Genomic DNA, 20,755 nt, shown 5'->3' with positions numbered 1-20,755 from the left:
AAGCAATTATTGGCATAAAATATCTGACTTATCCTGGGCGAGGTTTTGGGGGAGGGTCGGGCCAAGGATCTGGAGGTTCAGGGCGTGGTTTTGGATCTTGAGCTAATCTAATTTTGATCATTTAGGTATTCCATCTCACGCAAGATTCTTACTTTCTAGTGTCTCTTGCTGGCATTTTTTCGATAGCGCTTTGTTGTTTGAAAAACTTGATGCCTTTTTGTCAAGAGGTCTTACTTTCTCTATAATCTCATCTATTGTATTTTCAATTCCATCTTGATTAATTACACCAGTTTCAATTCTTCTCCACAACTTTTCATATGCATACTTTGCTTCCAACCAGCCAGTTCTTAATTCCAAGGTCTTTTCCATTGAGTTTTGCCAATTCATATATGGAACAGTGATGGCAAGCAGAGCAGAAAGTGCTGATAAGCCTTTCCAAAGCCAATCAGTCTGAGTCCAAAAAGTCCAGCTTGCGACAGTTGACGAAGAGGTGATGGCCAGAAATATTTTTGAATTACGCTCATAGTTATCATATCGCTGGTAGAGGTAACCCCAATATCGGCAATTCCAATCCGCAGTTAACATTTCTTCCCAAACTCTTTTTCTGGTTTTTTTTCTAACCTGTGGTTGCATAGATACACTTCCTATCGCAATCTTGATTTGCTCGTGATGATAGGCCCGCTTTTTATGCCGTATAATATTTGACGTTTAAACAAACACGCTTTTGTTCGAAGTATAGACCAAAATCCCGCTGAAATCAATAATACGCTAAAATCATTTGGATAAAAGTTAATGCTTTCTCTCTTCTCTGAATTCTTCACCCAACGTATCAAACGCGGACGTATCTGCAGGCTCAATAATCTGAAGATTTGCAGTGACGGTCCAATGCTTGAGATTTAAGACCTGCAAACAAAGGCAGACCTCACGAAAGTGAGGTCTGCCATGAGATGGCTGTAATTGTTTGCAACCGCTAGTCTTGCGGAGTCCACAGGCGCATATTGGAGGCTGTACAGAGTGTGCCATATCCCTTATTTGTGCCGGACAGAATGGATATGCCAAGGTCGCCCTCGATAAGATCGCTTTGCGGCAGGGTATATTCTGCGATAACTTCACCATCCACGATTACGTAAGAGTAGTAATCGTAAACGATCAATGTGAAATCAGCCTCGCTGGGTTCGCCAATTTTCACTAATCCGGTTCCGCGGGTTTTTCCAACACGATAACCGTGCTGGTACTCTGAACGCAGGTAAAGGATTTGCGATTGATCAAGAAAGACCGAGTAATCGCTTCCATCATCTCGAATTGCATATACAAACCCACACCCAGATGGATTGGGAGTTTTGCTTGCACTCGCCCATTTGAGATGTGCACTCCAAACAAAATTCTCAACGGTTTCATCCAGGTACCAGGTCGAATACCAATCGATCTGCGCCCACGCCTCTGAGAAATCATCCAGTTTTTTGATCTCGCCGTCTGCGGTGCCAATATAGCCTTTTTCAAAGTACTGCTGAATTTCAGCATTCCATTCGTCATATTGCTGAGTGGCGGCCAAATTCGGCGTTTTAGTAGGTAATGGGGTTTTTGTCGGGGTGGGAGTATTGGTGCTGGTAGCGGTTGGCGTGTTGGTGGACGCAGGAGTAGCTGTGGGTGCGGGCGCCGCACTAAAGGAACAGGCGTTTAGAACGAGCACGACAATTATTAGAACAAATGGGACTGTGTTTTTTAGTTTCATATTTCCACTCCTTAATGATGAATTGCCCATATAATACTGTGGACGGATGGCAAAGGTAAGTGACAAAAGTCCTGTTTAGGAAATTTCATGAAAGAGTTCTTCACTCAACGCATCAAACGTGGACTCGTCCGCAGGCTCAATAATCTTAAGATCGCATCTGTGGCACGGGAGATGGCCCGCAAAGAGCCGCAGTCTAAGGGCGCACCTGTGGTCTTCTTCAAAGCATCCACGGGCATCGATGACCTTTCATGGAACAGCGGATTCCATTTATTGGCTTCATGGGCATTCCGCTTGCAGGGTATCCCTGTTGTTTACTTTGCATGTCACTCGGGCATGAGTCATTGTGTGCTCGGTACAAATCGCGATCACGTGCAAAAAGAACCGCCATGTAAATCTTGTGTGTATCAATCGAGGACTCTTTATAAAAATGTTCAAACGTTCAAACCTGCAAACGTTCAAACATCGAACGTGAATTGGTTCAACTATCAGCGTGATGAAAAGCTTTCGAAAACTGTGGCAGGTCTGTCGGTTGAAGAATTGATGCGCTTCGTTTGGGATGGGATTCCACTCGGAGCGTTGTGCCTGCCCGGGCTGAGATGGATCCTGAGAGTCCACCATCTGAATGATGATGAATCGACTCGTTATCTTTTCAGGGAATATATTTTATCGGCGTGGAATGTGGCGCAGAAATTTGACACATTACTCGATCAGACTCAGCCGAGGGCTGTTCTGGTTTTCAATGGGCAGTTCTTCCCCGAAGCGACTGCGCGCTACATGGCCCTGAAGCGCGGCATTCGCGTGATCACACATGAAGTGGGGTTGGAGCCTGCGACGGCATATTTCACCGAAGGTGAAGCCACGGCCTACCCGATTCGCATCCCCGATGATTTTGAGATGAATGACAAACAAAATGCAAAACTGGATGCGTATCTTGCAAAGCGCTTTCAGGGTGACTTCACAATGGCGGGCATAAAGTTTTGGGCAGATATGAAGGGGCTGGACGAATCGTTTTTGAAGAAGGCCGCGGGCTTTAAACAGATCGTGCCTGTCTTTACCAACGTCATCTTCGATACGAGCCAGCCTCACGCCAACACGGTCTTTGAAGATATGTTCGATTGGCTGGATCTGGTATTGGAGGAAATTCGCTCACACCCTGAGACCTTGTTCGTGATCCGCGCGCACCCCGATGAAACCCGTGTGCGCAAGGCCAGCCGCGAGACCGTGGCGGGCTGGGTCGAAGCGCGCCATGTAACGGAATTGCCTAATGTGGTTTTCGTCTCACCAACGGAAACACTCAGTTCGTACGAATTGATCTTGAAGTCGAAGTTCGTGATGGTCTACAACTCGACCATCGGCCTGGAGGCTTCGATCATGGGCGTGCCTGTGTTGTGTGGGGGCAAGGCCAGGTTTACGCAATATCCCACTGTGTTTTTTTCGCAGACAATCGAGGAAGTAAGAAGAAAGATGAAAGAATTTTTAGAGGCTGATTCGATTGACGTCCCGCCTGAGTTCAAACACAACGCGCGCAAGTTCTTGTACTATCAATTGTTCAGAACCTCCCTGCCGTTTGGAGATTTTCTTGAGCCATCTGTGAGGGTGACGCAGACAAGGCTGAAGTCCTTTGAGTTGGAGGAGTTGGTGAGATCGGAGTCGGTACAGGTGATTACCGAGGGGGTGTTGGATGGTGGGGATTTTTTGTTGAGGGAATAAGGTCTTGGTTTTTCCAAAAATCAAAAAACCCTTCCGCCCAAAAATGAGGCAGACCTGACATGTCTCATCCGCGCCGTGGTTAACCGAGTCGATTGTGTGGATGAGAGTTCTGTTTAATCGAGCTTTCGCTGAGACATGTCAGGTCTTAAGATTTTCAATATCAAGGATTTGTAAAACCGCCTATCGCGATAAGGACTTTATCCCAGTACAGGCTGCCATCTGGTAGGCGCGTCATGTAAAGGATGGCTTCGCTATTGCTGTCCAGGCCCCAGCCAGAGACAAACAGCGCCTGCGATTTGGAAGGGTCTAGTCCCATAATAGAATACGGGTCAAAGCCACCCAACAGGGTAGTTAAATCCTTGGCTGGGTCGGGAGTGAGATGTGTGCTTGTGCTGAGGTAATTCAACTGTAATTGTTGGGTGGCAAGGTCTGGTGTGTAGGATGTTCCCTGCGATTGCCAGAAAGCAAAGACGAAGGACTGGTCCATTAGGATTTTCAATACTTCGTAATTACGCGCGTTCAAGGCATCAACCAGCACTTGTCCGAATTTTGTGAGATCGCGTGTGACCAGTTCAAAGGCTTGTTCGACCCCGTTGGCATTGACCGTATACACATCTGACGGCAGGTTGCTGACATCCAATGCGATCACCTGCTCAAAAGCAGTAGGCGTAAGGGTACACGAAGCTAACGGATCAGTGGCAGTTGTCAGATTAAGGCGGAACGTTTTTCCGTCGCGTACCTGGGTGACTGAGGAAATCTTCGTGCAACCCATGTCGGGAAGTTGACCGCGAACAATCGCATTGACTCCCAGCAGCTGTGATTCTACGATTTGAATATCCACGCTTTGCACGAGCGCCAGGGCAGTTGTGGGTGTCGGTGTAGCAGTTGGGGCCAGCCATGTGAATGTTGACATCATTTGCGAGAACACAGCCGACTCTGCCGCTTGATCAAAGACCGGTATGGGCGGATCGAAGTTGCCTGCGTTGAGAGAATGTAAGATAAAGTTCATGCTCGCACAGGCATTATTTTTTAGAGCCGAATAGGCAGTCCATTGATGCAAGTGCCCCGCGCCGCCATCTCCACCAGTTTGTTTGAGGAAGGAGATGCCGTTGATCATTATCGTCTCAGAACTTCCAGGGATGGATTGCGAAGCCAGCGGGCTTTGACACGGAATTGAGTTCTCGAGCACCCTCACCTCCAGGTATTTCTCCCTTAGGTTCGTGCCTTGTGCGAAGGGCAGATCAATCCGTGCATAATTATTCTCCTGGCTGGGGAGGTCCTCAAGCCGAGGCGGGTACTTGAACTGGAAGCCGTAATATAAGTTGTTGTACGTTAACCAGTCATTGGTATTGGGAGCCGGTGTGGGTGTGGAAGTCAACCACGAGAATGTTGAAACCATGTCGCTAAAGACTGCGGTTTCAACCGCTTCGTTGAAGACTGGGGGTGGAGTGGCGAAATTACCCGGGTTGCTAGAGTGCAGGATAAAGTCCAGGCTGACGCAAGCATTATTCCTGACCGTGGAATACGCAACCCATTGATAGAATTGGCCCGCTCCAGCATCTGCTCCGGTTTGTTTCAGGAAAGAGATACCGTTTATCATGATCGTCGCAGACGATTGAAGAAGGGATTGCGTTGCCAGCGGACTTTGACAGGGGTTGGCGTTCTCCGCAACGATGACTTCCAGATATTTTTCACCCAGATTTGTGCCTGTCGTAATGGGCAGGTTGATCCGTGCATAATTGTTTTGCTGGCTGACGACCTGTGCCTGTTGTGGATATTTGAAGCTGAAACCGTAATACGAGTTGGTGTATGGTAACCAATTGGTGGTGTTTGATGCTGGTGTTGGCGTTGGAGTTGGGGTAAAGCTTGGGACAGGGGTTGGGCCGCTTGCGTGAATAATGCGTGGCGCTCCCCATAGCGCGCGGTCATTGGTTGCATATCCTGTTGCAAGAATAGTGAGGATGAAGCGTACACTTCTTCCAGCCAATGGACTCAGGTCAATATCGGCGTTGTAATAACTGCGTTCGTTTTGTTCACGCCACGACCAAAGTGTGCCGATCCAGCCGTTGGCTGTCATGTAATCGAGCCGATACGTCACATAACAACTGGCTCCATATTCACAGCCAATGGTGGATTGGAATCGGTCACCCGGTTGAACTGTGATGGTGGGATAGAAGCCTTGTATGTAGCCGTTATATCTATTCTGGGGGAAGGTCAACAAACCTGGGCCGCTGGATGTGGTGCCATCTTCAAGTGTTGGTGAATCAGATTTAATGACAAAGCCATTCGCGTCGCCATCTGCGCCCGGACATGGCAGGATTCCTGCACCACTCTTCCATTGTGCCGAGCAAACGTTGGATGTAAAGTCATATGCCATGCCAAGCGGCGAATCGCCTGCTACATTTATCTCCACCCATACCGGTACGGCGGCGTTTGCACCAATACCAAAGAATGTGCCGAGGCCATCGCTTAAGATCCAATGACCGCGATACTTTCCAGTAGAGGCGGGGGAAATCATGTTGACGGTCAGATCAACTGTTGCCCCCGGCGCCACATATTGTGGGATGTTGATCGATGTCGGCCCACCCATCTGTTCCCCGCTGTAGAAGAGGAATTTGTATGAAGTCGTCCACGCGCAGCGGCCTGCATTTCTAAGCCGCCAGGTTTTTGTGAAGCCTGCGCCCGGTGAAAAGATGGTCCCATCTGGCACGGTGACATCCGCCACGAAGGACGCTTTATTACAACCAGTGGGCGCAATGGTAGGTGGAGACGTGAACGGCGTAGCAGTCGGCGTCAGTGGCGGGAGCAGGGTAAGGGTAGGTGGAGGCGCGGGTGGTTGCTGCGTCCCGCTGCGAACAATGCGTGGCGATCCCCATATGGCGCGGTCACCGCTGGCGAATCCGCTTGAGAGCAGCAAGAGGATGAATTTAACCTTTTGCCCTGCCAGCGGACTTAAATCAATATTGGCGCGATAGAAGAGCCCTTCAGAGGCTTCCTTCCATGACCACAATGTTTTTTGGACTCCCGTTGATGTGAGGTAATCGATGCGGAAGGTGACGTAACAGTTCTTCGCGCCGAACTCACAATTGACGAGTGTTTGCAGTTGATCTCCCTGCTGAACTTGGATTTCAGGATAGGTTGCCTGGATATAGCCGTTGAATTTATTTTGCGGGACAGTTAATAAACCTGGTAATGAATCGAATGAGTCATCTTCGAGATGCGGGTTATTGACTTGATAGGAATAACCGCGGCTGTCTCCGCTCGTGCCTGGGTACGGCAATACTCCTGCTCCGCTTTTCCATTGAGCGTAGGGCGCGTTGGCTACGAAATCAAAGATGACCGCGCTGGTCTCGATCACATTGATATCCGCCCAAAACGCATCGGTGGCCGAGTCGCCGACGCCGAATTGAACCCCGGAGGCGTTGCTGATCTTCCACAAACCTTTATAGTGACCACTGGTCATCGGTGCTGTTAAGTTGACAGAAAGATCCACCGCTCCGCCAGGCGGCACATTGACGGGTAATGGCACCGAGGGCGGTGTGCCGAGAGAATCGCCTCCAACCCATACCAAATTGTAGGATGTGGTCCATGTACACGTGCCGTTATTGGTTAATCGCCAGGTCTTGGTAAATGTTGCGCCGGGTGCGAATGCGGTTCCATCTGGAATGGTTAAATCAGATATGAACTGCGCTGAATCACATTGGTCTGCTGCCATCGCGCGCGGGATGGCTTGTGTCATCAAAAACCCCGTTAAGATGAGACTACTAAGGAAAACCCGTCTAAACATTGGACGCTCCTGCTAATTCGCCCGTGGAAAACAGTTGTTCCTCAATGTCAGCGAATCTCTTACGTCAATACATATCCATCTTAATACCTATTGGGGCACTCTACAATCCATCCTAGTACCCATTACACTAGTACTATACATTAAATGCATAGACATCAACCCTGACAAATTCGATTCAATATTTTAAGTATTCTCGGGAAACAAAAGGGCGACCGCCAAGCGGTTGCCCTTTTACTGATGACCGTGCCTGTGTGCATTGCCCGAACATTATTGAACTGCCGGCAAATCACCATCAGGCGGAGGAAGTTCGTCCGGATGCAAGTCTGCGGACCGATCCCATTTAGAAAAGGCATTCTCGCTGGGTTTGACCGGAGGTCCAGGATGTATGGTTGGAGGCCCGGGAGGCTGCATGAGTGACTCAGGAAGTTGGGATGAATCAAGTTTTATGAAAGCGTCTTCGCCGGGTTTGACTGGAGGTCCGGGAGGCTGCATCAGTGACTCAGGAAGTTGAGATGAGTCAAGTTTTATGAAGGCGTCTTCGCTGGGTTTGATTGGGGGCCCGGGAGGTATGGTTGGAGATTCCCTGTACCAACGAAGAAGCAACAGGCCTCCCCCAATACAAACGATGATAATCATCCCCAGCGCACCGGGAGAATTAAAGGGTGAAGAACCCTGATCCGGATCCTGCCCATCGGTGAGCAGGCTATTGGCGTTATTTGGCCCTGTTCCGCTTCCGGTATTTGCCAGAGGTGTCGCAGTGCACTCCGGCGGGATTGCCATGCCAGACCCACTTTTAGATGAACAAGGCGGGGGAGTCGGTGTACATTCTGGTCGGGTTGCCATGCCGGAACCACTTCCTGTTAAACAAGGTGGAGGTGTTGGGGTACATTCTGGCCGGGTTGCCATGCCGGAACCACTTCCTGTTAAACAAGGCGGAGGTGTTGGGGTACATTCTGGCCGAGTCGCCATGCCGGAACCACTTCCCAATGAACAAGGCGGAGTTGCTGTAGGTGTACTTGTAGGAGTGGAGGTAAAGGTGGGGGTGGCTGTTCTGGCTGGCGGCACTGGAGTTCGAGTGGACTTCTTCTCTTCTTTTTCCTTTTCAGGTTCAGGGCAGGCGACCGGGGCGCCAGCGGGGTCAAAGCAGCCACCCTGGGCCGATACCAGCGCTGGAATTAAAAATGCAACAGCGAGGGTAAGCATTGCTCCGAAAATGACGACGGTTATGATCGTGCGGTTTTTCATGGTCACCTCAACTTTTCATCCCCTTATGATACCGGTCTGGCAAGGGAAGTACTATGGGATAAATGGTTGCATTGTGAGATTTACGACTTGTCCACCCTGAGCATGCCAAAATTCATTAATTGCGTGATCTCGAGCACTGTTTGTGGTTGATCTATGGAACTTTTCTTCCCTGCTACTCGTTTGATCGCCTCTTGGAGCGTAACCCCATTTCTTAATTCTTTCAACACTTTGGTTGTATCCACTGACAGCTTCGTTTGAAATAGGAACCCCTTCTGCGTACGCACCATTTGTTTCGTTGCATCAATTTCAAGATTACGGACGATAAATTTTGCTTTCAAAAGGTCGGGCTGGTTTTCAAGCTCATCCTGATTTTCGAATAACAGGGCCAGTTCTTCGCCCAGCGAGTCACTCAGGAATTTTTTTACTTCAACGGCTGCACCCCAGTTCTTTTTGGCCGACCGCCGCCGCAGGGTCATCATGCCCAGCCCGAATTGATGAAAGCCCTGGGACTGGTACCAATTCGTCCACTCCGCCTTTTCCCTCGCATACTTCTCGGGTTCCTTCTTTGCATTCGTGTGGATCCACATTTTGGCGTATTCTTCCGCTGATTTGGAGCTGTTATGATTCAGCCAGCTGTCGATATGCCTCGATTGCAGCATTTCACTCACGAGCGCCCACCAGGGTTGGCCTTCGCGCTCGATCCAGCTGATCATGACCTGCGCGAAGGCGCCCTCGTTCAAATATTCGGGGGCTTCAAGCATCATTTTTCGCACCGATTCATCCCCCGGCTGATCGGGGTCCCGGTAAACGTATTTTTTTTGCGGCGTGATCACGTACGGCAGATTGGCGACGATCAGATCGAACTTTCTTCCGAGGACCGGTTCAAAATAACTCCCCTCCAAAATTTCCATGTTCGATATTCCATTCAATTCAGCATTGAGTTTGGTCAGCGCCAGCGCGCGCGGATTGATATCCGTGGCGGTAACCAGGTCCGCGTGACGCGCCGCCAGCAGGGACTGGATGCCGCATCCGCAGCCCAGATCCAGGGCGGATCTAATTTTTTTGCGGATCGTAATACACGCCAGGTGCCGCCCGGATGGGCCGATGGGCAGGACAAGGTCGGCCGGGTTATCGCACAGCATAAAGTCGGATAGAAAAAACATTCCCGCCTCGGCTTGGACCTGAAAGCGGGCGCGCAGTAAATTGTCGTGTTCAACCAATAGATTTGATTCGATCAACTCGTTCAGCAAGCTGATCCCAATGGTTCGGCCAGCTTCTTCCAAGTCTACCGTTTCCCCGCGTGCAAATATTCTTTTTAGGGTCCTGAGTTGTATGTTTTCTTCTGATGCATTGGTGCTGGCATAGCCACCGTGCAGTAATAGTTCGCGGAAGGCTCTCAGGGTGGCCGATCTTATGGCGGGCATGGAAGAGGTGGACAGTACTTCAGGAGACTGTCCGCCTGTTGGTATCAAATTTTGCATATGATCAATTTCTACTTGTCAAACTTGGTGGAGACATCTTCCTCATAAATCTCAGCCTCTACTGTAGCAATTTTGTCTTCATCCTGTTTTATGTGCATGTCAGCCTTTTGGTGAGTTAAATTTGGCGGCAGGTCGCCCAGTGCGGAAGATTGAGGCCTCGCAGAACCAACAATTTCCTTTTTATGCTCCGGGTCATATGCTTTAACATGGACTTCCGATACTTGATTGGCAGTGCTCAGGTGTGGTTCGAAATCAACCAGGCCATCATGAGTGAGTTTGATAAAGGGCGTGGATTCATCGGTGTCAATAAGCGATCCGCCTGTTCCAGCTGGTGCGGGGCTGGAAGGGGCACCGCGTGGAAACAAACTTCCGCCAAAGATGGCCGGACCCGCTAGTGCTCCCAATATCAACCCGATAAGTATGCCGGCAAAACCCGCCAGCCACGGCGTAAATGGCGCTGGTGCCGGCCCCGACTCCGGTGGCGGTGCTGGGATCGGTGCATCCTGTGGGCCTGTGGTCAATGAGTTTGCATTTGTGCAGTTGCAAACGGCAGGCTTGGTCGCAGTCGCTGTGGGTACCTTCGTATCGGTCGCCTGCGGAGTGTTCGTTGATGTGGATGTAGTGGTGGGTGTCAGGGTGGATGTAGGCAGGATGATGGTATTCGCTGAACCTTGGTTATGGTTATTCCTGGATTTATCCTCCGAGGGCGGATCGTCGGAGTCCGGCGGAGGTGGTTCCTTCACAGGACACTCGATTGGTTTTTTATTTTCATCAAAACAAGTCTGTGCATGAGCACTTGACTGGGGCAGCGACACAATGCCTAATGCAAAGATAACCATCGGGAATAGCAGAAGTTTAAGACCGCGACTCATATTTACCAGCCTTGCTTCATAAAGCAAAAAATGCCCATCGTCCATGATTATATGAGCTGCGAAGGGCAATTACAATAGGCCGTCTGACCCATACGGAAGAATGGAATGAGTTTGTTAGTCCGCGAGTGTTATATACTTCTTCCTCGGGTTGATCCCCACCACTCCCGAAAAGAATCCCTTGATGGTTTTTATATCCGCAGCCATATTTTCGGTGAGATGAAAAACCTGCCCCACATGAACGGTCTTATTTCCGCCATCTACAACGGCCATCACGAGGGGAATCCCCGCGCTTTTGGCGATGTGATAAAAGCCCATCTTCCACTCGCTGACGTAATGCCTCGTTCCTTCAGGGGCAATGGTCAAAATGAATCTGTCAGATTTATTGAAGGCAACTGTCATCTGCTCGACCAGTCCCTGTGGCTTCTTGCGATCCACGGGAACGCCGCCACACCAGTAGAAGAACCAACCGAATGGGTTGCGGAACAGCTCCGCTTTGCCCATAAAGTGGACGTTCGCTTTCAGGTGGAAAATAATTCCAAGGAACAGCACAAAGTCCCAGTTCGAAGTGTGAGGCGCGCCGATCAAAATATATTTTGGCAGGTCGGGTAATTTTCCATCCACTCGCCAGCCAGCCAGGCGGAGGATCAGATTTGCGAGAATGCGTAAAATTGCACTGAGAATTGGGGTGTTGAATATGGTAGTTTTCAATTTTTCCTCAACTATATAACCCTGAAATCTCGTTTGCGTCTCTATCCATGATAAATTTGTGGTTAAATACTTACATGGCTTTGAAATCATCCATTCGCTCTATTATCTATCAAATTGAAAAACAGATACAAAATATCCGCTTTGCGGCAGTACCCAAACCGCAATCCGATTGGCCGACTCTGCTTGGCATTTCCTTTCCCAAGAGCGGCACGCATCTTCTTGACCAAATCCTGCTGGGTTTTTCAAACGTCGCACCGTTCTCAAAACGACTGCATTCATTTTATGCAGAATACGAAGGTGAAAGCGGACGCAAGCGCACAGCAGAGCAAGCCCTCGCATGGCTCGATTCGCTCCGCCCATGCGATATTGCCTCCGCTCATTTGTTTGCGAGGCCTGATGCAATCAAACGCATGTGCTCATCAAAATTTACCCCCTATTTCATCTTCCGTGACCCGCGTGATGTGGTCGTCTCGCACGTGTTTTATGTCACTGATATGGAAGCGCGCCACGTTCATCACGATTATTATCAATCGCTTCCCGATTTCAATGCGCGGCTCAAGGTCAGTATTCTAGGGAGGCCTGATTCAGATTTGGAGTTTCCAGACATTGCAGATCGCTTTGCGCCCTATCTCAATTGGCTCGATCAGCCTGAGGTGATGACGATTCATTTTGAGGATTTGATATTAGACCGCGCCGCCACATTGACTCGCATCATGGAGCATTTCCTCACCCGCTCCCCGCTCCCCACTAGCCGACAGTTGATTCTAAATGCCCTCGAAGCCTCCATCAACCCGACCAAGTCCCCGACCTTCCGCTCTGGCAAAACGGGTGAGTGGAAAAAATATTTCACCGAGGAACATAAAAAGATATTCAAAAATGTGGCGGGTGATTTGTTGATTAGGTTGGGATATGAGAAAGATAATAACTGGTAGGGGCGCAGCATTGCTGCGCCCCTACTGCGCCCCTACGAACGATACATACGAATTGTTTCACTGCCATCCCCGCCGTATAATGGATGCAGACAGGAGGTTGCCATGAAAAAGAATCAGTTTGCAGCATTCTTTACTGATAATATTTTATTGTTATTGGGTTTGGCTCTGTTCCTTCTCCATATGTTCACCAACCATCAATACGGATTTCACCAGGATGAAATGGTGGTGCTGGACAACGCATATAATTTGGATTGGGGGTATGTAGAATATCCTCCCATCACGCCATTCCTGGCGCGCATCTCGCTGAGCCTATTTGGTCTATCACTCGTCAGCGCGCGGATGTTTGCCGCGTTAGTGCACGGGCTCATCCTGGTATTGACTGGTTTGATGGCGCGCGAGCTCGGCGGAAACAGGCGCACACAAATTGTAGCGGCGGTTGCCGCAGCGATAGCTCCATTTGCTTTAATCCTAGGATCGCAAATTCAGTATGTCACTTTTGATTTTCTCTGGAGTGTTTTAACCGCTTATTTTGTCATCCGTTTGTTGAGATCAGAGGACCCGCGCTGGTGGCTTGCAATTGGTGCAACCATCGGCCTGGGGATGATGACCAAGTACACGATGGTATTCTTCGCCTCGGGCGTGGTCGGAGGCGTAATATTGACGGATGCGCGCCGCTATTTGAAGAGTCGGTGGCTGTGGGGCGGAGTCGCATTATCCATATTGATATTCCTGCCTAATTTGATCTGGCAAATACGGCATGATTTCGTTTCATTGGATTTCCTTTCAAGCATCCATGCGCGCGATGTGGCGATTGGCCGCACCGAAGGATATGTGCTGGAGCAGTTCTTATTGTCGTCAAACCCTTTCGTTATTCCGCTTTGGATCGCGGGGTTGATCTATTATTTCGCAAACCAGCATGGCAAGCATTATCGCATGATCGGCTGGATGTACGTCATCCCGTTCCTGATTTATTTGTTCACGCAAGGACGTTCATATTATCTCGCGTCTGCTTACCCCATGTTGTTTGCGGCGGGCGCGGTTGCATGGCAGGGCTGGCTGGAAAGACTGTCAACGCAAAAGGCTCGAATTGCCTTCGCAACAACGTGGGTTTTCATAACCATTGGCGCGCTGGTTGGCGGCGCGTTGTCTCTGCCCATTGCACCGATCAATTCTCCGCTTTGGGATATTACCAGCGAAGTTCATGACATTTTCACCGAGCAGATTGGCTGGCATGAAATGGTCAAAACGGTTGGGGATATTTACGCGGGTTTGCCTGACGAAGAAAAAGCGCGGGCTGGCATTTTGGCGGGTGAGAACGATGAAGCCGCCGCACTCAATCTTTACGGCAGTGAATATGGATTGCCCAAAGCCATCAGTGGCTCAGATACATTCTGGCTGCGCGGTTATGGGAATCCACCGCCTGAGATTTTGATCACAGTGGGGCTTGATCGTTCCTATCTCAGTCAATTTTTTGAGCAATGCACCCTGGCAGGAACAACCATAAACTCGTATGGCATTGACAATGACCTGGCAGATCCGTCCGCCATTTATGTCTGCCAAAAGGCGCGTTTACCCTGGGGTGAAATCTGGAAAAAGATAAAACGTTATTCATGAATTGTTCAATTGTCATCCGCGCCTATAACGAAGCTCAACATATCGGGCGTTTGCTCGAAGGCATCAAACAGCAGACCATCAAAGATGTGGATGTAATTCTCGTCGATTCAGGCTCGACCGATGGAACTGTTTCTGTTGCTGAATCCTTTGGCGTGCGGATTGTTCACATCCCTCCCGAAGAATTCACTTTCGGACGCTCACTCAACTACGGGATTAAAGAAGCGAAGCGCGAGTTCGTCGTCATCGCTAGCGCGCATGTTTATCCCGTCTATCCTGATTGGCTGGAGACTTTGCTTCGTCCATTTCAGGATGACAGTGTTGCACTCGCCTACGGCAAACAGCGTGGACCTGACTCTGCCAAATATTCCGAACAACAAATATTTCATCAATGGTATTCCGACGCGAGCAAGCCGAAACAGGAGACCGCCTTTTGCAATAATGCCAATGCCGCGATCAGAAAAAGTTTGTGGAAGAAAAATAATTACGATGAAACGCTGACGGGCCTGGAGGATCTGGCCTGGGCCAAGTGGGCCAAAGAGCAGGGACGTGCCATCACGTATGTGGCCGAGGCCGAGATTGTTCACGTCCACAACGAGACGCCGCGCGGAGTGTACAACCGCTATCGCCGTGAAGCCATGGCCTTGCGGAAGATATATCCCGAAGCGCATTTCAATTTTTACGATTTCTTACGCCTGACCACCACCAACATTTTGAGTGACCTGTGGCATGCCGCGCGTGAACGAGTCTTGTTGAAAAATATTTCATCCATCTTCTGGTTCCGCATTATGCAATTCCACGGCACCCGCATGGGCCACCGCGAGACCAGCCTCATCACCCCGCAACTGCGCGAGACCTTTTATTATGCGAGGGAAAGAAAGAAGAAAGAGGATGGAAAGAGAGATGTTGAGCCGATTCGGTATAATGAGTAATATGAACGACAGAGAATCGAATCCAATGCTTCAACTTGCAGACCGATACGCGGATGAGCTATCAGCTCAATTTCGCACATTGAACTATTTTGCACAACATTCTGGCGAAATAGGTAGAGCACATGAAACTTATTTGCGCGCTGTTATAGAGCGATTTCTGCCTGGTTCAGCTGGGATTGGAACAGGATTTATTGCTTCAAACAAATGGGTTTCGAGCCAACAAGATATCATAGTTTATGACAGACTAGACTACCCTTATCTTTTTCAAGCCGGCGATTGTGTAGTTGTAGATTTCAATGCTGTTGCTGCTACCTTAGAAGTGAAAACAGTATTAAATAAACAAAAAGATTTCTTAAATGTTTATAGAAAACTAGCTAGCTTTTATAAGCAAATTGGTAGTTCCAGATTTGTAGGATTATTTGCGTGGAATGGGCTTAGCTTAAATAAATCTCTTTCTGTAATTTGGAATTATATAAGAGAATCACCATTGGATAATTTGCATAATTTGCCTAGTGCCATTTACGTACGATCAAAATATCTTCTCTTAAAGAATATAGATGGGCGGCGTGAGACAGCGCCTTTTAGAGTCTTTAAAATCTCAAATAAAGGAATTACTGAAGGCGAAGCTCTTTTAACACTCATGGTTGAAATTTGGAGTACAGGTATCAGTAAACTTCCAGATTTGCCGTGGTGGTTAGCGTCATGGTGGCGAAAATTGCCAGAGATACAGTCTCTTGTTCCTTGGCCTGAAGATTTACAAAGATTAGTTGATGACTCTCTAAAAACTTAGACTTCTTTTTGCAAGACAACTACTATAGTATTAGGAGCCAAACATGAAATCCAAAACCATCGTCCTTATACATGGTATGTTTATGAATCCGCTTTGCTGGGAGAAGTGGATTCCTTATTATGAATCCAAAGGCTATCATCCCATTGCGCCTGCCTGGCCTGGACGTGACAAGCCTGTGGAAGAACTACGCGCGGCACACCCAGATCCTGAACTCGCGAAACTAAAATTGAATCACATCGTTGACCACATGGAAGCCTTCATCAAAGGTTTGCATGAAAAACCTGCCATCATCGGCCATTCCATGGGCGGGTTGGTTGTGCAGTTATTACTTCAACGTGACCTAGCTGTGGCGGGCGTTGCCATTGACCCCGCGCCTCCAGCAGGTGTCTTTACAACCGAATGGTCTTTTGTGAAATCGAATTTTCCTGCCATCAATCCGTTTTTGTTGAGCCAGCCAGTGCAAATGACCTTTGAGCATTTTCAATATGCCTTTGTCAATACCCTTCTATTGGATGAACAACGTGCCGCATATGACCGTTATGTTGTCCCTGAGTCTCGAGGCGTGCCCACTTCCTCGCTTGGCTCCGCAGGCAAGGTGGATTTCGGCAGGTTGCATCGTCCGCTTTTGATCACGGCCGGCGAAAAAGATCACATTATTCCTGCCTCGTTGAATCGATCAAATCATAGGAAATATAAACTTCCCTCCGTCACCGATTTCAAGGAATTTGCAGGCCGTGACCATTTCCTGATTGGCTCCAGAGGCTGGGAAGAGGTTGCAGATTATTGTTTGGAATGGTTCGGAACCATAGAATAGTCTAACGAGTTGACAGTCATATCCAAAGCGACTGTCAACTTTTTTATTCGGTATAATCACCCCATGCCCAAACTGATTCCTATGACCCAAACCGAATACGAAGTTTTTCTTGAGCGCACAATTCCTGAATATGCAGGGGATAAAGTTCGCGCGGGGCAATGGGCTGACTCTGAAGCCTTGGAAAGATCACGCAAGGAGTTTTTGGATGACCTGCCTCACGGCCTGCAGACCAAAAACCAATATCTCTATACTTTATTCGATGATGATCAAGCAGTCGGGTTGATCTGGCTTTCTGCAAATCAGGAAAGCCTCACGAAAGACGGCTTTATCTCTGAACTATATGTGGATGAAAAATATCGCGGCAAAGGCTACGGAAAACATGCCATGCTGCTGATCGAAGAAAAAGCGCGCGAGCTGGGCTTGGAGTCCATTGGATTGCATGTGTTTGGTTCAAATCAAGCCGCGCGGAATTTATATGAATCCGTTGGTTATGAAATCACAAGTCTGAATATGAAAAAGGTTTTGTAAAGATATCCTCATGCCATCATTTGAACTCAAGCCTGCCTCAGAATATCCCATCCCCCAAGTTGCCGATCTGCTTACACGCGGCTTCGAAGGTTATTTTGTCCCCATTAATATTAATGAAGCCGCGCTATTAACCATGCTGCGCCGTGATGGCGTTGACCTCACTGCCAGCCGCGTGCTTATCAAAGATGGCGAGACAATTGGCGCAGCCATGATCGCACGCCGCGGCTGGACCAGCCGACTCGCAGCGATGGGCATTGTGTCCAATGCAAGGAGTGGCGGCGCAGGTACCTGGGCCATGGAACGTCTCATTGAAGAGGCGCGTGCACGTGGCGACAAGGAAATGCTGTTGGAAGTGATCGAACAAAATACGGCGGGCGTGAAGTTATATAAAAAGGTCGGCTTCAAAACGATCAGAAGATTGGTGGGATATATACTTGAAAACCCACAGATTGAGTCAGAAGAAGAGTTGCAGGAAATCGACATCCGCGAACTTGCGCGGCTGGTCACATATCATGGCCTTAAAGATTTACCCTGGCAGCTTTCTGGCACGAGCATTATGCATCACACGCCGCCCTCGCGCGCTTTTCGTTTGAACGATGCCTATTGCCTTATCAGCAACCCCGAGGCTACGGATGTGATAATCTGGTCAGTGTTGGTAAAAGCCCGTTCACGTGGAGCAGGTCTAAGTCCCGTGTTGATGCGCGCGGTGTTTGCCCGCTTCCCAAATAAAGTGTGGCACGTCCCCGCCATCTTCCCGGAAGAGATGGGCGTCATCTTTGAGCAGGTGGGTATGCGGCGCGAAGAGATTTCGCAATGGCAAATGTCGCTTGCACTGTAAGTCGGACACTTGCGCCGCACGTGATTTGCTTAGCAAATCATGCAGGTGTTGGCAATCCGACTTACGAGTAAAATTGGGGCATGAAACTCGCCGCCCTTGTCCCCATGCGCCATCATAGCCAGCGTGTGCCTGGCAAAAATTATCGTCCGCTCGCGGGCAAACCCCTTTTTCATCACATCATCGAGACTCTGCTTGCCGTGCCAGAAATTGAAACGGTGATGGTGGATACCGATTCCGAGCCTGTGATGGATGGAGTGCGCCGCTTCTTTCCTAGCGTGAAGCTGATCGAACGCCCCGAGCCTCTCCGCGCTGACGATGTGCCCATGAACGACATTCTCCTGCATGATACCGCACAGGTGGACGCAGAATTTTATTTGCAAACGCACAGCACCAATCCATTGTTGAAGGCGGAAACCATTTCACGAGGCATTAAAAGTTTTTTTACTGAATACCCCAAATACGATTCTTTATTTTCAGTCACCCGTTTGCAAACCCGATTGTATTTTCAAGATGGGCGTGCCATCAACCACAATCCTCTTGAACTGATACAGACTCAGGATCTGCCGCCCGTGTATGAAGAGAATTCCTGCATGTATCTTTTCACCCGCGAAAATTTGGCGCGCAAGCGTCACCGCATTGGCGATAGCCCCCTGATGTTCGAGATTGAATCAGACGAAGCCTGGGATATAGACGAAGAACTTGATTTTGAGATCACAGATTTTTTGATGAAGCGCAAGCACTCAACGGAGAAATAGGAATGCAGAAAAAGAATTGGTTGGGTGTGTTGGCGCTTGTATTGATCGCGGCCATTGCATATTTGCCTCTGGTCTCAAAAATTGGCTACGTTAATGATGACTGGTACTTGATGTACGATGGCTATGTAGGCGGCGCGGATTTCTTCCACCAAGTCTTCAGCGTAGACCGTCCCATGCGCGGATATTTGATGCAAGCGGCTTTTTCGCTTTTTGGTATGAATCCCCTTAACTACCACTTGAGCGCCTTCGTCTTTCGCGTGTTAAGCGGAGTTGGGTTGTTATGGTTGTGCAATCAACTCTGGCCGAAGCGCGAGGGCAATAATCTTTTGATCGCAATCCTGTTTCTGATCTACCCTGGTTTCCTTTCGCAATTCAATCCCATTGATTATCAATCTCAAATTTTCAGCCTGGCCTGTGGCATGTTTTCAGTAGCATTGACCATAAAAGCCATTCGCGCAGAAAAACCTGTGGAGCGTTGGGGATATACGATATTGTCCATTTTGCTGGGGTGGTTATATCTGGGTCTGGTGGAATACTTCATCGGCTTTGAAGCCCTTCGGTTAATTTCAGTCGCTGTGCTTTTCTGGCGTGATCCTGAAAAGACAATTTCTGCGCGGCTTTCTTCTGCCCTAAAAGCATATATCCCTTTTATGGCGAGCGTGGCTGGTTTTTTAGTCTGGCGAATATTTTTCTTTGAAGCCGAGCGAAAGGCAACTGATGTAAGCCTGCAACTTTCCTCCTTGTTCACCTCTCCGTTGACTGGTTTGTGGTGGTTGAATTATTTGATACAGGACTTTTTCAAGGTTGTGATTGTGGCTTGGGCTGTGCCGTTGAATAATTTCGCTTTTTCATTGCGCTTAGGAGAGACTTATATTGGCTTTGGCCTCGCTATACTGGCGGTGCTGGTCGTGGCGGCTGGGTTTCGCTGGGGCGTGGATCATGAAGATGAAACAGGAGCAGGTAACAGTCCTGGTGTGATGCGCGAGCAGGTTTGGGTGGCGCTGGTCACCATCTTTGCGAGTCTGGTTCCCGCTATCCTGGTCAACCGACATGTGATCCTGCCTGATTATTCACGTTATACATTGGCGGCCTCGGCTGGTGTTGCAATTCTTTTTTCCGTCGTCATTGACCATATCTCTTTGCGTTCTTTGAAGATCGCAGTAACAGGTTTCTTTGTAATGATCGCCGTGTTGACGCATTATGGAACTTCCGTCCCGCTTGCAAATGAGACGGAAGCCACGCGCAATTTTTGGTGGCAGGTGGCCTGGCGTGCGCCGCAAATTAAAGAAAGCACCACTTTGATTGCTTCTTATCCTGGCAGCTCATTGAGTGAGGATTATTTTATTTGGGGCCCCGCAAACCTGATCTATTATCCTGAACCGCAAAACACAACTCCATTGAGGGTGAGATTGCCCGCCGCAGTTTTGGCGGATGAAGTTGTCTTAAAGATCATCACGGACGGTGCGATGGAAACGCCGCTGCGCCGAGGTAATTATTTGGAGCGTGATTTTGGAAATGTGTTGGTGATGATCCAGACCTCTTCCAATAGCTGTGTGCGATTTATGAATGGCGATGTGCCTGAGTTATCCCCATACGATCAGCAGAGATTATTACTGGTTGCCCCATATTCACATCTTGAGAATGTAGTCACAGAAGGGGAGCTTCACACCCCACCTGCCGAGGTTTTTGGTGAGGAGCCTGAGCAAGGCTGGTGCTACTATTATCAAAAAGCTGACCTTGCACGCCAGCGCGGCGACTGGGAACAGATCTCCGCTTTATTGAAAGAAGCTTTGGATAAAGGCTATTATCCCGAAGATGGTTTGGAGTGGATGCCCTTTCTGCAAGCAAGCGCCGTGGAAGGCGATGTGGAGAAAATGCGCTCAACCACCAAGTTGATTATTTCAGATAAGTTCCTACGCTTGCAGGCCTGCGGCATCATGACGGACTTCATGAATAAAGAATCGTTGGATGCCGCGGTTGATGATTTTATCGAGAAGAAAATTTGTGAGTGACATTTTAA

18 protein-coding genes are annotated in these 20,755 nt (G+C 48.9%); 11 read left to right on the top strand and 7 right to left on the bottom strand.

Features of this window, described 5'->3' with window-relative positions; translation table 11 throughout:
- Nucleotides 1–135: 135 nt before the first annotated feature.
- The gene (locus AC14M5_RS14445; RefSeq protein WP_484030381.1) at nucleotides 136–633 is read right to left on the bottom strand and encodes a hypothetical protein; all 498 of its coding nucleotides are present in this window, start codon (nucleotides 631–633) and stop codon (nucleotides 136–138) included.
- A gap of 337 nt (nucleotides 634–970) precedes the next feature.
- Nucleotides 971–1,732, bottom strand: coding sequence for a hypothetical protein (locus tag AC14M5_RS14440; RefSeq protein ID WP_484030380.1), 762 nt, complete (start codon nucleotides 1,730–1,732; stop codon nucleotides 971–973).
- A gap of 87 nt (nucleotides 1,733–1,819) precedes the next feature.
- Here AC14M5_RS14440 and AC14M5_RS14435 point away from each other — a divergent pair, with 87 nt between their 5' ends.
- The gene (locus AC14M5_RS14435) at nucleotides 1,820–3,442 is read left to right on the top strand and encodes a capsular polysaccharide export protein, LipB/KpsS family (RefSeq protein WP_484030379.1); all 1,623 of its coding nucleotides are present in this window, start codon (nucleotides 1,820–1,822) and stop codon (nucleotides 3,440–3,442) included.
- A gap of 160 nt (nucleotides 3,443–3,602) precedes the next feature.
- On the opposite strand, the gene AC14M5_RS14430 is transcribed toward AC14M5_RS14435, so the two are convergent.
- On the bottom strand, nucleotides 3,603–7,229 hold the full coding sequence (locus AC14M5_RS14430) for an NBR1-Ig-like domain-containing protein (RefSeq protein WP_484030378.1): 3,627 nt from the start codon (nucleotides 7,227–7,229) through the stop codon (nucleotides 3,603–3,605).
- Nucleotides 7,230–7,496: 267 nt separating this feature from the next.
- Entirely contained in the window at nucleotides 7,497–8,009 is a 513-nt protein-coding gene (locus AC14M5_RS14425; protein ID WP_484030377.1) for a hypothetical protein, read from the bottom strand.
- Here AC14M5_RS14425 and AC14M5_RS14420 point away from each other — a divergent pair.
- A complete protein-coding gene (locus AC14M5_RS14420; RefSeq protein ID WP_484030376.1) occupies nucleotides 8,008–8,574 on the top strand; it encodes a hypothetical protein in 567 nt (188 codons plus the stop codon). The genes AC14M5_RS14425 and AC14M5_RS14420 overlap by 2 nt on opposite strands.
- On the opposite strand, the gene AC14M5_RS14415 is transcribed toward AC14M5_RS14420, so the two are convergent.
- From AC14M5_RS14415 to AC14M5_RS14405, 3 genes are all read right to left on the bottom strand, one after another.
- Nucleotides 8,555–9,955, bottom strand: a complete 1,401-nt coding sequence (locus AC14M5_RS14415; protein ID WP_484030375.1) for a methyltransferase — start codon at nucleotides 9,953–9,955, stop codon at nucleotides 8,555–8,557. The genes AC14M5_RS14420 and AC14M5_RS14415 overlap by 20 nt on opposite strands.
- An 11-nt stretch (nucleotides 9,956–9,966) precedes the next feature.
- Complete coding sequence (locus AC14M5_RS14410; protein WP_484030374.1) at nucleotides 9,967–10,827, bottom strand: hypothetical protein; 861 nt, start codon at nucleotides 10,825–10,827, stop codon at nucleotides 9,967–9,969.
- 114 nt (nucleotides 10,828–10,941) lie between these two features.
- The gene (locus AC14M5_RS14405; protein WP_484030373.1) at nucleotides 10,942–11,535 is read right to left on the bottom strand and encodes a lysophospholipid acyltransferase family protein; all 594 of its coding nucleotides are present in this window, start codon (nucleotides 11,533–11,535) and stop codon (nucleotides 10,942–10,944) included.
- Nucleotides 11,536–11,609: 74 nt separating this feature from the next.
- Here AC14M5_RS14405 and AC14M5_RS14400 point away from each other — a divergent pair, with 74 nt between their 5' ends.
- The 9 genes from AC14M5_RS14400 (at nucleotide 11,610) to AC14M5_RS14360 (ending at nucleotide 20,747) form a co-directional block, all read left to right on the top strand.
- Entirely contained in the window at nucleotides 11,610–12,467 is an 858-nt protein-coding gene (locus AC14M5_RS14400; protein WP_484030372.1) for a sulfotransferase domain-containing protein, read from the top strand.
- A gap of 102 nt (nucleotides 12,468–12,569) precedes the next feature.
- The gene (locus AC14M5_RS14395) at nucleotides 12,570–14,081 is read left to right on the top strand and encodes a glycosyltransferase family 39 protein (RefSeq protein ID WP_484030371.1); all 1,512 of its coding nucleotides are present in this window, start codon (nucleotides 12,570–12,572) and stop codon (nucleotides 14,079–14,081) included.
- Entirely contained in the window at nucleotides 14,078–15,010 is a 933-nt protein-coding gene (locus AC14M5_RS14390) for a glycosyltransferase family 2 protein (protein WP_484030370.1), read from the top strand. The genes AC14M5_RS14395 and AC14M5_RS14390 overlap by 4 nt, the downstream gene beginning before the upstream one ends.
- A 1-nt stretch (nucleotide 15,011) precedes the next feature.
- Nucleotides 15,012–15,800, top strand: a complete 789-nt coding sequence (locus AC14M5_RS14385) for a DUF6602 domain-containing protein (protein WP_484030369.1) — start codon at nucleotides 15,012–15,014, stop codon at nucleotides 15,798–15,800.
- A gap of 43 nt (nucleotides 15,801–15,843) precedes the next feature.
- The gene (locus tag AC14M5_RS14380; RefSeq protein WP_484030368.1) at nucleotides 15,844–16,614 is read left to right on the top strand and encodes an alpha/beta hydrolase; all 771 of its coding nucleotides are present in this window, start codon (nucleotides 15,844–15,846) and stop codon (nucleotides 16,612–16,614) included.
- Nucleotides 16,615–16,677: 63 nt separating this feature from the next.
- Entirely contained in the window at nucleotides 16,678–17,142 is a 465-nt protein-coding gene (locus AC14M5_RS14375; RefSeq protein ID WP_484030367.1) for a GNAT family N-acetyltransferase, read from the top strand.
- A 10-nt stretch (nucleotides 17,143–17,152) separates the two neighbouring features.
- Nucleotides 17,153–17,980 (top strand): GNAT family N-acetyltransferase, encoded by an 828-nt coding sequence (locus tag AC14M5_RS14370; RefSeq protein WP_484030366.1) that lies wholly within the window; start codon nucleotides 17,153–17,155, stop codon nucleotides 17,978–17,980.
- Nucleotides 17,981–18,060: 80 nt separating this feature from the next.
- Nucleotides 18,061–18,735 (top strand): acylneuraminate cytidylyltransferase family protein, encoded by a 675-nt coding sequence (locus AC14M5_RS14365; RefSeq protein WP_484030365.1) that lies wholly within the window; start codon nucleotides 18,061–18,063, stop codon nucleotides 18,733–18,735.
- A 2-nt stretch (nucleotides 18,736–18,737) separates the two neighbouring features.
- Entirely contained in the window at nucleotides 18,738–20,747 is a 2,010-nt protein-coding gene (locus AC14M5_RS14360) for a hypothetical protein (RefSeq protein ID WP_484030364.1), read from the top strand.
- Nucleotides 20,748–20,755: the final 8 nt, after the last annotated feature.

Source organism: Candidatus Villigracilis sp. (genome assembly GCF_057083605.1).
This window is presented reverse-complemented; position numbering and strand designations above follow the sequence as displayed.